At 56.2% G+C, this 13,484-nt stretch carries 11 protein-coding genes; 8 read left to right on the forward strand and 3 right to left on the reverse strand.

The window, feature by feature from the left end:
- The first annotated feature begins 96 nt into the window (after positions 1 to 96).
- Complete coding sequence (locus tag G6L01_RS21605; RefSeq protein WP_070164451.1) at positions 97 to 795, forward strand: L,D-transpeptidase; 699 nt, start codon at positions 97 to 99, stop codon at positions 793 to 795.
- Positions 796 to 1,030: 235 nt separating this feature from the next.
- Here G6L01_RS21605 and G6L01_RS21610 read toward each other — a convergent pair whose 3' ends face one another.
- The 3 genes from G6L01_RS21610 to groES all read right to left on the reverse strand — a co-directional run bounded on the left by G6L01_RS21610 (position 1,031) and on the right by groES (position 4,045).
- Positions 1,031 to 1,414: a hypothetical protein gene (locus G6L01_RS21610; protein ID WP_070164519.1), complete on the reverse strand. Its 384-nt coding sequence runs from the start codon at positions 1,412 to 1,414 to the stop codon at positions 1,031 to 1,033.
- 621 nt (positions 1,415 to 2,035) lie between these two features.
- On the reverse strand, positions 2,036 to 3,679 hold the full coding sequence (groL, locus tag G6L01_RS21615) for a chaperonin GroEL (protein WP_012654128.1): 1,644 nt from the start codon (positions 3,677 to 3,679) through the stop codon (positions 2,036 to 2,038).
- Between the two features lie 69 nt (positions 3,680 to 3,748).
- Complete coding sequence (gene groES, locus G6L01_RS21620) at positions 3,749 to 4,045, reverse strand: co-chaperone GroES (RefSeq protein ID WP_060717088.1); 297 nt, start codon at positions 4,043 to 4,045, stop codon at positions 3,749 to 3,751.
- A 165-nt stretch (positions 4,046 to 4,210) separates the two neighbouring features.
- On the opposite strand from groES, the gene chrA reads away from it, so the two are divergent.
- The 7 genes from chrA to G6L01_RS21655 all read left to right on the forward strand — a co-directional run bounded on the left by chrA (position 4,211) and on the right by G6L01_RS21655 (position 13,473).
- A complete protein-coding gene (chrA, locus tag G6L01_RS21625; protein WP_081356525.1) occupies positions 4,211 to 5,560 on the forward strand; it encodes a chromate efflux transporter in 1,350 nt (449 codons plus the stop codon).
- A gap of 107 nt (positions 5,561 to 5,667) precedes the next feature.
- A complete protein-coding gene (locus G6L01_RS21630; RefSeq protein ID WP_070164520.1) occupies positions 5,668 to 6,519 on the forward strand; it encodes a TIGR01459 family HAD-type hydrolase in 852 nt (283 codons plus the stop codon).
- A gap of 12 nt (positions 6,520 to 6,531) precedes the next feature.
- The gene (locus G6L01_RS21635) at positions 6,532 to 7,512 is read left to right on the forward strand and encodes a bifunctional riboflavin kinase/FAD synthetase (protein ID WP_070164452.1); all 981 of its coding nucleotides are present in this window, start codon (positions 6,532 to 6,534) and stop codon (positions 7,510 to 7,512) included.
- Between the two features lie 153 nt (positions 7,513 to 7,665).
- Positions 7,666 to 7,863 (forward strand): DUF3311 domain-containing protein, encoded by a 198-nt coding sequence (locus G6L01_RS21640; RefSeq protein ID WP_060717091.1) that lies wholly within the window; start codon positions 7,666 to 7,668, stop codon positions 7,861 to 7,863.
- The gene (gene mctP / locus G6L01_RS21645; RefSeq protein WP_070164454.1) at positions 7,853 to 9,328 is read left to right on the forward strand and encodes a monocarboxylate uptake permease MctP; all 1,476 of its coding nucleotides are present in this window, start codon (positions 7,853 to 7,855) and stop codon (positions 9,326 to 9,328) included. The genes G6L01_RS21640 and mctP overlap by 11 nt, the downstream gene beginning before the upstream one ends.
- Positions 9,329 to 9,612: 284 nt before the next feature.
- Positions 9,613 to 12,561, forward strand: coding sequence for an isoleucine--tRNA ligase (gene ileS / locus G6L01_RS21650; protein ID WP_070164455.1), 2,949 nt, complete (start codon positions 9,613 to 9,615; stop codon positions 12,559 to 12,561).
- A 303-nt stretch (positions 12,562 to 12,864) separates the two neighbouring features.
- The gene (locus G6L01_RS21655; protein ID WP_070164521.1) at positions 12,865 to 13,473 is read left to right on the forward strand and encodes a hypothetical protein; all 609 of its coding nucleotides are present in this window, start codon (positions 12,865 to 12,867) and stop codon (positions 13,471 to 13,473) included.
- Positions 13,474 to 13,484: the final 11 nt, after the last annotated feature.

Genomic DNA, 13,484 nt, shown 5'->3' on the forward strand with positions numbered 1-13,484 from the left:
TATTGTCGCTTTTTTGACAAAATCGATCGGGGACGGCTTGCAACATTGCTAAGCTTGGATAGTTTTGTCCGAACTGTTTGGAGAGGGAAATTGCCTATGCGGATGTGGGGAACGGGTGTGGCGATAGCCGCATTGATGATGGCAGCACTGGCCTTGCCAGATTCAGGCTTGGCAGCTGCACCGAGAGCGGACGATCCGGCCAGTTCTACGGCCAGCAGCGTTGTAACACCGCAGATGATGAAGCGGGAAGTTCCCGACAAGTTCAAGCGGCGGCTGGTGCGGCTCAGAACCGATGAGGCTCCGGGTACTGTTATCATCGATACCAATAACAAGTTCCTCTATCTCGTCGAAGGCAATAACCGAGCGATCCGCTACGGCGTCGGCGTCGGGCGCGAAGGTTTCGGTTGGTCGGGCGTCGTCAATATTGGCCGCAAGGTGGAATGGCCTAGCTGGCGTCCGCCGGAAGAAATGCGTGTGCGGGAAGCGCGTCGCGGTCATGTCCTGCCGGTCGTGCAGGAAGGTGGACCGGATAATCCGCTCGGTGCGCGCGCCATGTATCTCTACAAGGGTAATCGCGATACGATTTTCCGCATTCATGGCACCAATCAGCCCTGGTCGATCGGCCTGAACCTGTCCTCGGGTTGCATCCGTATGAACAACAAGGATGTCGAGGATCTCTATGCCCGCGCCGACATCGGCAGCAAGGTTATCGTGGTCGGTCCCGGCAATAAGCAGGGCGAAGTGAGTTTCGACGACCGTGGTATTGATTTGCTGCGGACAATTTTTGGCGGCTGATATAGGATTATTTCCCTGGCTTTCGTCATAGCAAAGGGTTGCTCTACCGAGTGCCATTGAAGATGGCGCTCGATTTTTGCTTCTGATGAATTCAATTATTTCATAAGAACGCATCGAAGATTCTGAAGCATCCTTGTGAAAAGAAATTTCGAATATCTTAAATGCGTCAAAGGTTTGAGATATTCAGCTGTGGAATAAGGAGGGTCGTCTTCAATGACCCTTCCTATAATCCTGCTTAGGACACAGCCGGGAAAATGAACACACCAGCAATCGAGCCGTTATCGCTGCCAAGAGCACAGGACTTTCCCATGCAAAAAACGGGTTGTTTGGTCGAGAGGCTTTTGACGATCACGGTGGAATAGTAAAAGGAAGACACATTGCTGGCTGCCTTTTCGAATATTTCGAGGATAGACATCCTATCCTTATAGTCATAGCAGCGCGTGATCGTCAAAAGGCCACATTCCTGGCTGTTTAAGCCATGAAATACCGCGGTTTTGGCGCCAATTTTGACCACGCCATTGTTAAGGTCGCCCGACCATTGCTCGATAAAGCCATAGGGCAAGGCCCAGCTGCCGATCCCGTTGTTATCGGAAAGCTCTTCGGCGTTTGCCGTTTGCATCAATCCTGCAATTTTAAACAAGACATTCCCCATCAGACGTATTGTTCAACCGGCACGATCCAAATATCGATCTGGGCTTCTTTTCGAGAGCAATGCCGCAAAAGCAGGATGCGTTTTTGAAGCCAAGAACGAACGGCTACGTCAAACTTTCACGGTTCTCACGCTTATTTTTTTCTTCTGAAGCTTGCATTTTTTCCGTGCGGCAATGCCCCACCTTCAAAACATTGCAGCGGGCTTCAGCGTGCCATGCGTTATAAATAATGAATGTGATTCATATACTGAGGAAAATTGGTAAAAAAAAGTTAAATTTAAGCGTTCTTTTAAATGAAATGGATTTTCTATTTCATGGGCAAGCCGAAGAGGAATAATAAATCCAGCATCCCTGGCAGTATGTTCCGTCGAAATGGAGCGATAGCTAATCTTGGCTCCAGCCGATGAGGCTTTCAAACTGCATCATGATTGCCCGCCTCCTCAACGCGAGGTGGAGCAATATTCAAAAAACTTTTTTTGCGGAAACGCGGGTGCAGGCTCCTTTTCAACAGCAAAAGGGCGGCCTTAAAGGCCGCCCTTTCAGAGAGTCTGAACTCTATCAAGCTGTAGGGTAATAAGGCTTTCGCCTTATTACATCATACCACCCATGCCGCCCATGCCGCCCATGTCAGGCATGCCGCCGCCAGCCGAATCCTTCTTCGGCAGTTCAGCAATCATGGCTTCCGTGGTGATCAGCAGGGAAGCAACCGAAGCTGCGTTCTGCAGGGCTGTGCGAACAACCTTAACCGGGTCAACGATACCCATGGCAATCATGTCACCAAACTCGCCGGTCTGGGCATTGTAGCCGTAGTTGTCGTTGTCCTTGTCGAGGATCTTGCCAACGATGATCGAAGCTTCGTCGCCTGCGTTTGTTGCAATCTGGCGAACCAGAGACTGCAAAGCGCGGCGAACGATGTTGATGCCAGCTTCCTGGTCGTCGTTTACACCCTTAACGGTGATCTTGGTGGACGAGCGCAGCAGAGCTGTACCGCCGCCAGGAACGATGCCTTCCTGAACAGCAGCGCGTGTTGCGTTCAGAGCGTCGTCGATGCGGTCCTTGCGTTCCTTGACTTCGATTTCCGTCGAGCCGCCAACGCGGATCACGGCAACGCCGCCAGCGAGCTTGGCAAGACGTTCCTGAAGCTTTTCGCGGTCGTAATCAGAAGAGGTTTCTTCGATCTGAGCCTTGATCTGGGCAACGCGGCCTTCGATGTCGGACTTCTGACCTGCACCATCAACGATGGTGGTGTTTTCCTTGGTGATGGAAATCTTCTTGGCGCGGCCGAGCATGTCCAGAGTGACAGTTTCGAGCTTGATGCCGAGGTCTTCAGAAATAACAGTACCACCGGTCAGGATAGCGATGTCTTCCAGCATAGCCTTGCGGCGATCGCCGAAGCCAGGAGCCTTGACAGCAGCAATCTTCAGGCCGCCACGCAGCTTGTTAACAACCAGCGTTGCAAGAGCTTCGCCTTCAACGTCTTCAGCGATGATGACGAGTGGCTTGCCGGTCTGCACAACAGCTTCCAGAACTGGCAGCATAGCCTGCAAGTTGGAGAGCTTCTTTTCGTGCAGCAGAACGTAGGCGTCTTCCAGGTCAGCAACCATCTTTTCAGGGTTGGTGACGAAGTAAGGCGACAGGTAACCGCGGTCGAACTGCATGCCTTCAACGACTTCAAGTTCGGTTTCAGCGGTCTTGGCTTCTTCGACGGTGATTACACCTTCGTTGCCAACCTTCTGCATGGCTTCAGCAATGTCTTTACCGACCTGCGTGTCGCCGTTTGCAGAGATCGTACCAACCTGAGCAACTTCTTCAGAAGTGGAGATCTTCTTTGCCTTGGCCTGAAGGTCCTTCACAACTTCAGCAACAGCCAGATCGATGCCGCGCTTCAGGTCCATTGGGTTCATGCCGGCAGCAACAGCCTTGTTGCCTTCGCGCACGATAGCCTGGGCCAGAACGGTAGCAGTGGTGGTGCCGTCGCCAGCGATGTCGTTGGTCTTGGAAGCAACTTCCCGAACCATCTGGGCGCCCATGTTTTCGAACTTGTCTTCCAGTTCGATTTCCTTGGCAACCGATACACCGTCCTTGGTGATGCGCGGAGCGCCGAAGGACTTGTCGATGATGACGTTACGACCCTTGGGGCCGAGCGTGACCTTGACAGCGTCAGCGAGGATATCAACGCCGTGCAGCATCTTTTCGCGCGCAGTGCGGCCAAACTTGATTTCTTTAGCAGCCATTTTTCAAACTCCCGGGTGTCTAACCCATTGGTGAATTGTCTAAAAGGAAGAAGGGGTGTTCAGGCTAAATCAGCCGATTACGCCCATGATGTCGGCTTCCTTCATGATCAGCAGGTCAACGCCATCGAGCTTGACTTCGGTGCCGGACCACTTGCCGAACAGAACGCGGTCGCCAACCTTGACGTCCAGGGCAACGAGCGCACCCTTGTCGTCGCGAACGCCTGGGCCAACAGCGATGATTTCGCCTTCAGCCGGCTTTTCCTTGGCGGTGTCAGGAATGATAATGCCGCCCTTGGTCTTTTCTTCGGACTCAACGCGCTTAACAACAACGCGGTCGTGCAGCGGGCGGAAATTGGTGCTTGCCATTGTCTAATCCCTCGATCAAATGACATTCGCGGGCCGAAACGGCCCCGCATGGATATTGTTAGCACTCTGTCTGTTTGAGTGCTAGCGAGCCTGAGATAAGCACGGCCTCGGACTGAGTCAAGGACGCCGTTCAAAAAATATATGCCTTAAAGGGACGACGGGCGCATGACGGAACTCTCTGACATGGCAAAAGGGCAAGACCATGTTCCGGTTGTACCATTGGGGACGATCTGTGCCGCATTCTGGTCGGTCGGCCTCTTGAGCTTTGGCGGCCCCGCCGCACAGATCGCTCTGATGCATCGCATCGTCGTCGATGAAAAACGCTGGCTTTCCGAAGCGCGTTTCCTGCATGCCCTGAACTATTGCATGCTTTTGCCGGGGCCTGAGGCTCAACAGCTCGCCACCTATATCGGCTGGTTGAACGGCGGAATTCGTGGCGGGCTGATTGCCGGATTGCTTTTCGTCTTGCCCGGCCTGGCGGTGATGATCGGTCTTTCCGCTGCCTATGCGCTCTACCACGATATTGTCTGGGTTTCGGGTCTGTTTTTCGGGTTGAAAGCTGCGGTGCTGGCGATCGTCCTGCAAGCGCTGATCCGCATCGGCGGTCGGGCGTTGAAATCAAGCTTTCACCGGTTTGTCGCAGTATTCGCCTTTCTGGCGCTGTTTTGTCTGGCCTTGCCTTTTCCTGTTGTCGTCCTGCTGGCAGCTCTGGCCGGGCTGATCTGCGCCTATGGGCAGTCCGTCCCAATATCAGAGCCTGCCCCAGTGAAAATACCGCTGAATTGGTGGCATATGGCGCTGTCCCTTCTCGGCTGGGCAGGTCTGTGGCTGGCGCCGCTGGCCTTGCTGGCGCTGTTTGATGGCAGCGGGCGTCTCACCGAGATCTTCCTGTTTTTCGCACGCATGGCGCTGGTGACGTTCGGCGGGGCCTATGCCGTTCTGGCCTATGTGGCGCAGGTGGCGGTGGAGCATTATCAATGGCTGCGCCCCGGTGAGATGGTCGATGGCCTGGCGCTGGCCGAAACCACGCCGGGACCGCTGGTCCTAGTCCTATCCTTTGTCGGCTTCCTCGCGGCGTTTCGTGATGCGGATAGTGTAATGCCGCTGATCTCGGGCTTGGCCGGGTCGCTGCTGACTGCTTGGGCGACATTCGTGCCAAGCTTTGTCTTCATCTTCGGCGGGGCGCCGCTGATCGAGCGTTTGCGCGGCAACAGGCTGGCGGATGGGGCGCTTTCGGCCATTACCGCCGCCGTGGTCGGGGTAATCTGCAATCTCGCCGTCTGGTTCGGACTGCATGTGCTGTTTGCGAAAGTGGACCGCATTCCGTTCAGCACCTTATGGCCAGGAGAACGCGCTCCAGGCCTCTGGTGGCCGCAACTTGCTTCGCTCGATATCCCGTCACTGCTTCTGTTTACTGTCTCGGCGCTTCTGCTGATGCGGTTTAAGATCGGCATGGTAACCGTGATGGGTCTGGCGGCTGTTGCTGGATTGGTATGGAATCTTGAAGCCGTGTGATCGGCATCAGAACGGAGCCGAAAACCCGCCCGTTCCGGCAAATCTCTTGCAATTGCGGCGCAGCTTTGCCATGTCAGCGCCAGTTCTTTCAGCAGGCAACGGATTCCATGGCAAAACGCATCGATACGCTCAATGAAATCACCCAGGGTTACGATGTCATCCTCTCGGATGTCTGGGGCGTTTTACATAATGGAATAGATGCTTTTCCTGCGGCAGGAGAGGCCCTGTCGCAGGCCCGTGCCAATGGCGTTTCCGTCGTGCTGATTACCAATGCCTCACGGCCGTCAGACCGTGTGAAGATAATGCTTGATCAAATCGGCGTCCCGGAAACGGCCTATGACGCTATCGTTTCTTCCGGTGATGTGACGAGAAAATTGATTGAAAAAGCCCCGCGCCGCGCTTTTCTAATCGGTCAGAGCCAGGATCTGTCGCTGTTTCAGGGGCTCGATGTTGAACTGGTTCCGGCGGACGAGGCCGACGCCATTATTTGCACCGGATTGTTCAATGACGAAGAGGAGCAGCCCGAAGAGTATCGCGGAATGCTTGAAGGCTTGAACCAGCGCGGACTTCCGATGATTGTTGCCAACCCCGACCTGATCGTGGAGCGTGGCCATCGGCTCGTCCCCTGTGCTGGCGCGCTGGCAGCGATATACGCTGAAATGGGTGGTGAAACTCGCTATGCTGGCAAGCCGCACAATCCGATTTACGAGGCGGCCCTGGCGAAAGCGCAGGAGATACGGGGCACTGCGATTGACCGCAGCCGCATCATCGCGATCGGCGACGGCATGCCAACCGACGTGAGGGGCGCGCTCAGCTTCGGCCTTGACCTTCTCTATGTGAGCGGCGGTATCCATGCAGCTGAATATACCACCAACGGCAAGATAGACGAGACGATGCTGGACGCTTACCTTGAGCGAGAGGCGGCAACGCCCAAGTGGTGGATGCCCCGGTTGGCCTGACGGAAAATAGCAATGACCGTTTTTCACCGAAATGAGAAGAAGACACCGCTGCCCGACAGCCTGAAGGGCGGGGTTGTTGCCATCGGCAATTTCGATGGCGTGCATCGCGGCCATCAAAGCGTGCTCGACCGGGCGCTGGAGCTGGCACAGCAACGCGGCCTTCCCGCTCTGGTTCTGACTTTTGAACCGCATCCCCGTGCGGTGTTCAACCCGCAGGACCCGGTGTTTCGCCTGACTCCGGCGCCGCTCAAGGCCCGACTTCTGGAGGCGATGGGGTTTCAGTCGGTAATCGAATATCCATTTGACCGGGAATTTTCGCAGCGTTCCGCCGAGGATTTCGTCAAGACCGTGCTGGTGGACTGGCTGGGGGCTGGCCAGGTGGTAACCGGCTTCGATTTTCATTTCGGCAAAGGGCGTGAAGGCGGCCCGGCCTTCCTGATGGGTATGGGTGCGCAGTACGGTTTCGGCGTTACACTTCTCGATGCCTTCCGCGATGAAAATGCCGAGGTTGTTTCTTCCACCCGTATTCGTGGTCTGTTGGCCGAGGGTGCGGTCAGCGAAGTGGCTGGCCTGCTTGGCTATCGTTTCACGGTCGAGGCCGAGGTTATCAAGGGCCAGCAGCTTGGCCGCACGTTGGGCTTTCCCACCGCCAACATGGCGCTCTCGCCCAAAACCACCTTGCGCCCCGGCATTTATGCCGTGCGCCTGCGCCGGGCCGATGGTTCGCTGCATGATGGTGTCGCCAGTTTCGGTTATCGCCCGACAGTAACCGAAAATGGTGCGGCGCTGCTTGAGACCTTTGTCTTCGACTTTTCCGGCGATCTCTACGGTGAGGTCTGTGGCGTCTCCTTCTTCGGCCACCTGCGCGACGAGTGGAAATTCGAGGGTCTCGACCCTCTCGTTGCCCAGATCAAGATTGATGCTGATGAGGCAAGAACTCTGCTGGCGGGTGTAAAGCCCCTTGGCGAGTTGGATGGAAAAATCGCCTTTTGACGCCATTGTCGGCCCTACGGCTCAAAGCCTCCGTTTTTTTCAGCCTGAATGCCGGGCATTTGCCGGTTGCAGCCTGGCGGTGAATCGGAAATGATTGGAGATACGTTGAGGCGAGCAATGCAGTTGCGCCTCTGCTTTTGCGGGAGAGGTTTCATGCAAAAACGTATTTGGACCGCGGCCTGCTGGCTGCTGGTTATTCCGTATATCGGCCTGTTATGGGTTCCATTTTATAATATTCGCGAGCCTTCATTGTTCGGCTTTCCATTCTTCTACTGGTACCAGTTGATGTGGGTGCCGCTGACATCGCTCCTGATTTACATCGCCTACAGGAGCATGCGCCATGACGACTGAGATCAATCCAACAGCGCTTGCCGTCTTCATCTTCTTCTTCGCGCTGGTCACCGCCATGGGCTTCGTCGCTTCGCGCTGGCGCAGGCCGGAGACTATGGCCCATATCGACGAATGGGGCCTTGGCGGGCGCAAATTCGGCACATGGATCACCTGGTTTCTGGTGGGTGGCGATTTCTATACCGCCTATACGGTGATTGCCGTTCCGGCGCTGGTCTATGCGGTCGGCGCCTATGGTTTCTTCGCGCTGCCCTACACGATCATTGTCTATCCCTTCGTGTTTCTGGTCATGCCGATCTTGTGGCGGCGCGCCAAGGAGCATGGCTATGTGACCGCAGGCGATGTCGTGCATGGCCAATACGGCTCTCGCGCTTTGGAGTTGGTGGTAGCGCTGACAGGGGTGATTGCCACCATGCCCTACATCGCTCTTCAACTGGTCGGCATGGCCGCCGTGCTGAAAGCGCTTGGCCTGCATGGCGAAGTGCCGCTGATGGTCTCCTTTATCATTCTGGCGCTCTACACCTATTCCGCAGGCTTGCGCGCTCCGGCGCTGATCGCCTTCGTCAAGGACATCATGATCTATATCGTGGTGATTGTTGCCGTCGCCGCCATCCCGATGAAGCTTGGCGGCTATGCCAATGTGTTTGCCAGCGCCGATGCGGCCTTCCAGGCCAAAGGCTCCGGCGGCCTTCTGCTGGCTGGCAATCAATATGTGGCCTATGCGACGCTGGCCTTCGGTTCGGCACTGGCGGCCTTCATGTATCCGCACACGTTGACGGGCATTTTCGCCTCGAACGGTGCCAATACCATCCGCAAGAATGCCATGATGCTACCCGCCTATACGCTGCTATTGGGGCTTTTGGCGCTGCTGGGCTATATGGGCCATGCGGCAGGCCTGAAACCGGCCACGCCCAATGACATCGTGCCGATGCTGTTCCAGACGCTGTTTCCAAGCTGGTTTGCGGGCTTTGCCTTTGCCGCCATCGCCATCGGTGCCCTGGTGCCAGCGGCGGTGATGAGCATTGGTGCGGCCAATCTGTTCACCCGCAATTTCTGGAAGGCCTATATCAACCCTGATGTTTCCCATGCCGGTGAAGCACAGGTGGCAAAAATCACCTCGCTGGTGGTCAAGGTCGGGGCGCTGCTGGTTATCGTCTTCCTGCCGACTCAATTTGCGCTGGATCTTCAGCTGCTGGGCGGGATCTGGATCTTGCAGACCTTGCCAGCGCTGATCTTTGGCCTGTTTACCAATTGGTTCCGGGTCCCGGGCCTGCTGGCTGGCTGGGTGGTCGGCTTTGTCGGCGGCACCTGGCTGGTCTGGCTGAATGGCTTGAAGCCGCTGCATACGCTTACCATCGATGGAACACCCTTTACCATCTATACCGGCATTCTGGCGCTGCTGGCCAATATTGTCGTGGCTGTTGTGGTCAACCTGATCACCCCTGCCAAGGTACCGGCGCAGGCGTGACCAGGGTTTTCAATTTCGGCAAGGCGGTCTCTGCCGCCTTGTTGTTTTGCCTTTGCTCTTTCCCTCTTCTCTTTCGGTGGGAAACCGCTTAAACAATCGCCATCATGAGAACAGTCCGGTCGACCATATCCTTCCGTAGTATCGGGCGAATTACTGGCCCGGCCTTCCGCGCGCTCTAGGAGCAGCCGGAGGGTCCGGGTTTTCGGCGTGTGTTCTGCCACGCCCCGTCACCGACTTTCTCCACTTTAAGGCGCTGCATTGCCGCCTCCTTCAATGGCTAGATCATGACAGATACCGCTGATAAAAAAGACTATTCCGCAACGCTTGCGCTGCCGCAGACTGATTTTCCGATGCGGGCCGGATTGCCGGACAAAGAACCGAAAATCGTCGAACGTTGGCAGCAGATGGGGCTCTACAAAAAGCTGCGCGCTTCCGCGGCTGGCCGCGAAAAATTCGTGCTGCACGATGGCCCTCCCTATGCCAACGGCAATATCCACATCGGCCACGCGCTGAACAAGATCCTCAAGGATGTCATCACACGCTCCTTCCAGATGCGCGGCTATGATGCCAATTATGTCCCCGGCTGGGATTGCCACGGCCTGCCGATCGAATGGAAGATCGAGGAAAAATACCGCGAAAAAGGCAAGGACAAGAACGAGGTTCCGATCAACGAATTCCGTCAGGAATGCCGGGATTTTGCCTCCGGTTGGATCAAGGTCCAGTCGGAAGACTTCAAGCGATTGGGCATCGAAGGTGATTTTGAAAATCCCTACACCACGATGAATTTCCACGCGGAAGCCCGTATCGCCGGCGAATTGTTGAAAATCGCCAAATCCGGCCAACTCTACCGTGGCTCCAAGCCGATCATGTGGTCGGTGGTGGAACGCACCGCCTTGGCCGAGGCCGAGGTGGAGTATCACGAGGTTGAAAGTGATACGATCTGGGTGAAGTTTCCGGTCAAAAGTGGTGTTTTAAATAAATCAAGTCGAGCAGACGAAGAAAAATTTAGACTTCGTTCTGAGCAGTTGACTCAGGCATCTGTTTTAATCTGGACTACAACTCCGTGGACCATTCCCGGTAATCGTGCTGTGTCTTTTTCTAAAAAAATTGAATACGGTCTCTATCAAGTCACACATGCTGAAAATAAATATGGGCCTCAACCTGAAGATAAGGTGATCCTAGCAAATGCGTTGGCAGATGACTGCGCAGCTAAAGCCAAAGTCCGGCTTGATTTATTAACGCACTTGGAGCCAAATGAGGTAGATAGCCTCACGCTTTCTCATCCCCTCGTTTCTCTCGGCTACGACTTCGACGTTCCCCTCATCGACGGCGATCACGTCACCGATGATGCCGGTACCGGTTTCGTCCACACCGCTCCCAGCCATGGTCGCGAAGACTTTGACGCATGGATGTCGGCTGCCCGCTCCTTGGAAGCCCGTGGCATTTCGTCCAAAATCCCCTTCACCGTCGATGACGCTGGCTTCTACACCGAAGACGCTCCCGGCTTTGGCCCCTCGGCTGAAGGCGGCGCTGCCCGCGTGATGGACGACAATGGGAAGAAGGGCGATGCCAACGAGCGCGTCATCAAGGCGCTGATCGCGGCCAACAACCTGTTCGCCCGTGGCCGGATCAAGCATGATTATCCGCATTCATGGCGCTCCAAGAAGCCAGTTATCTTCCGCAACACGCCGCAATGGTTTGTCTATATGGACAAGGAGCTGGGCGATGGCACGACGCTGCGCTCGCGCGCCCTTGGCGCCATCGATGACACCCGTTTCGTGCCTGCCGCAGGCCAGAATCGCTTGCGGGCGATGATCGAGGGCCGCCCGGATTGGGTACTGTCGCGTCAGCGCGCCTGGGGCGTGCCGATCTGCTTGTTCGCCGATGAAAAAGGCGAAATCCTTCAGGATGAAGCCGTCAATGCCCGCATTCTGGCAGCGTTTGAAGAAGAAGGCGCGGATGCCTGGTTTGCCGATGGTGCGCGTGAGCGCTTCCTGGAGGGCGTCGCCGACGCGGATCGCTGGACCATGGTTCGTGACATCCTCGATGTCTGGTTCGATTCGGGCTGCACCCATACGTTTACGCTGGAAGATCGCCCCGATCTGAAATGGCCGGCGGATGTCTATCTTGAGGGCTCGGACCAGCATCGCGGCTGGTTCCATTCCTCGCTTCTGGAAAGCTGCGCCACCCGTGGCCGCGCGCCCTATAAGGCCGTCGTCACCCATGGGTTTACCATGGACGAGCAAGGCCGCAAAATGTCGAAATCGCTCGGCAATACGGTCGTGCCGCAGGATGTGATGGCCCAGTCCGGTGCCGATATTCTGCGTCTTTGGGTGATGAACACCGACTATTGGGAAGACCAGCGGCTGGGCAAGACCATCCTCCAGACCAATATCGATGCCTATCGCAAGATCCGCAATACGGTCCGCTGGATGCTGGGCACCCTTGCTCATGACCATGGCGAAGACATTGCCTATGAGGCGCTGCCGGAGCTGGAAAAGCTGATGCTGCATCGGCTGGCCGAGCTGGATCAGCTGGTGCGCGACAGCTATGATGCGTTCGAGTTCAAGAAGATCACCCGGGCGCTGACCGATTTTGCCAATGTCGAGCTTTCGGCCTTCTATTTCGATATCCGCAAGGATGCGCTCTACTGCGACGCGCCGTCTTCGCCGCGCCGCCGTGCATCACTCTTTGTGATCCGCAAGCTGTTCGATTGCATGGTTCTGTGGCTGGCGCCGATGCTGCCCTTCACCACAGAGGAAGCCTGGCTGTCGCGCAGCCCGGACGCGGTCTCCGTGCATCTGGAACAGTTCCCGCCGATTCCGGCGCAGTGGCTGAACCAGGCACTGGAGGGCAAATGGGCAAAGATCCGCAAGGTGCGCTCCGTCGTGACAGGCGCGCTGGAAGTGGAGCGCAAGGACAAGCGCATCGGCTCCTCGCTGGAAGCGGCTCCCGTCGTGCATATTGCCGATGCGGATCTCATGGCCGCCCTTGAGGGTCAGGATTTTGCCGAAATCTGCATCACCTCGGCCATTTCGGTGGTTAAGGGTGAAGGTCCGTCCGAGGCCTTCCGGTTGTCAGATGTGGGTGCGGTCTCAGTTGAGCCGAAACTGGCGGAAGGCCGTAAATGCGCCCGCTCCTGGCGGATCACCGACGATGTCGGCTCCGACCCTGACTATCCCGATGTTTCCGCACGGGATGCGGCGGCCCTGCGCGAACTGACACTTGACTGACAGATGAATATTTACCGGATGATTTGCGCTTTTTAGGATCATCCGGTAGAAGCTGCCTGAAATTGGCCGGAATTTTCTATCAGGCGGAAAGATACCGCCGATAACTATTCGGGATGGTGCCGGTATGGTCGATTTGATGTTCTCCTGAGCTTGCTGTATAAGGCGCCCGGGAGGTTCCGATCTGAAACCATACGCGACAGCGGTGCGGATATCCGTCGGTTCAGCATGAGGCTGGATGGAAAGATGTTTGCTACGACTGACGGAGCTTTGGATCCGGGACATGAAAAAGGCTGGAAGGTATTGATGGTTAAGGCACGGATGGTTCTTGTTGGCATGTTTGCTGCCTGCTCTGCCTTGAGCAGCTGCACCAGCGGCCCGACCTATGGCACTGATAAGACGTCTATGGAACAATTGGTGGACGATGTTGGCTCGGCCGCCTCCATTGGCAGCAAGAAGAAGACGACAGACACGGCATATAACCCGCGCCCGGACCTTGTCCTGCCGCCCAAGGGTGAGACCGCGCAGCTGGTACAGCCGCAGCAGTCCCTGGCCAGCAAGGATAATCCGGATTGGGTCGAAAGCCCTGAGGACACCCGCACAAGGCTCGTGGCTGAAGCCGATGCCAACCGTGGCAACCAGAGCTATCGTTCGCCGCTTCTTGATGGCAATGGCACCAATGGCACGATGACCGAAACCCAGAAATGGCAAGCCTTCCGCGACGCCCGCAAGATCCAGAAGGGCGCCTATATCGACCAGCGCCGGGTTCTGTCCGATCCGCCGGCTTCCTACCGCGAAGTTGATCAGGCCAAGCTGGACGATCTGGGCGAACCAGAAGCCAAGAAGGAAAAACGTCGCCAGAAGGAAGCGGAAATGTCCAATTCCAATAAATCCTGGTGGATGCCTTTCCAATAAGGTCTGGTGTC

The organism is Agrobacterium vitis (assembly GCF_013337045.2).
In the GTDB taxonomy this organism is placed as follows: Bacteria; Pseudomonadota; Alphaproteobacteria; order Rhizobiales; family Rhizobiaceae; genus Allorhizobium; species Allorhizobium vitis_B.

Excerpts from the sequence above, each read along its gene's own strand:
- G6L01_RS21605 (WP_070164451.1), top strand. The coding sequence starts at position 97 with ATGCGGATGTGGGGAACGGGTGTGGCGATAGCCGCATTGATGATGGCA.
- G6L01_RS21610 (WP_070164519.1), bottom strand. The coding sequence starts at position 1,414 with ATGCAAACGGCAAACGCCGAAGAGCTTTCCGATAACAACGGGATCGGC.
- groL (WP_012654128.1), bottom strand. The coding sequence starts at position 3,679 with ATGGCTGCTAAAGAAATCAAGTTTGGCCGCACTGCGCGCGAAAAGATG.
- groES (WP_060717088.1), bottom strand. The coding sequence starts at position 4,045 with ATGGCAAGCACCAATTTCCGCCCGCTGCACGACCGCGTTGTTGTTAAG.
- chrA (WP_081356525.1), top strand. The coding sequence starts at position 4,211 with ATGACGGAACTCTCTGACATGGCAAAAGGGCAAGACCATGTTCCGGTT.
- G6L01_RS21630 (WP_070164520.1), top strand. The coding sequence starts at position 5,668 with ATGGCAAAACGCATCGATACGCTCAATGAAATCACCCAGGGTTACGAT.
- G6L01_RS21635 (WP_070164452.1), top strand. The coding sequence starts at position 6,532 with ATGACCGTTTTTCACCGAAATGAGAAGAAGACACCGCTGCCCGACAGC.
- G6L01_RS21640 (WP_060717091.1), top strand. The coding sequence starts at position 7,666 with ATGCAAAAACGTATTTGGACCGCGGCCTGCTGGCTGCTGGTTATTCCG.
- mctP (WP_070164454.1), top strand. The coding sequence starts at position 7,853 with ATGACGACTGAGATCAATCCAACAGCGCTTGCCGTCTTCATCTTCTTC.
- ileS (WP_070164455.1), top strand. The coding sequence starts at position 9,613 with ATGACAGATACCGCTGATAAAAAAGACTATTCCGCAACGCTTGCGCTG.
- G6L01_RS21655 (WP_070164521.1), top strand. The coding sequence starts at position 12,865 with ATGGTTAAGGCACGGATGGTTCTTGTTGGCATGTTTGCTGCCTGCTCT.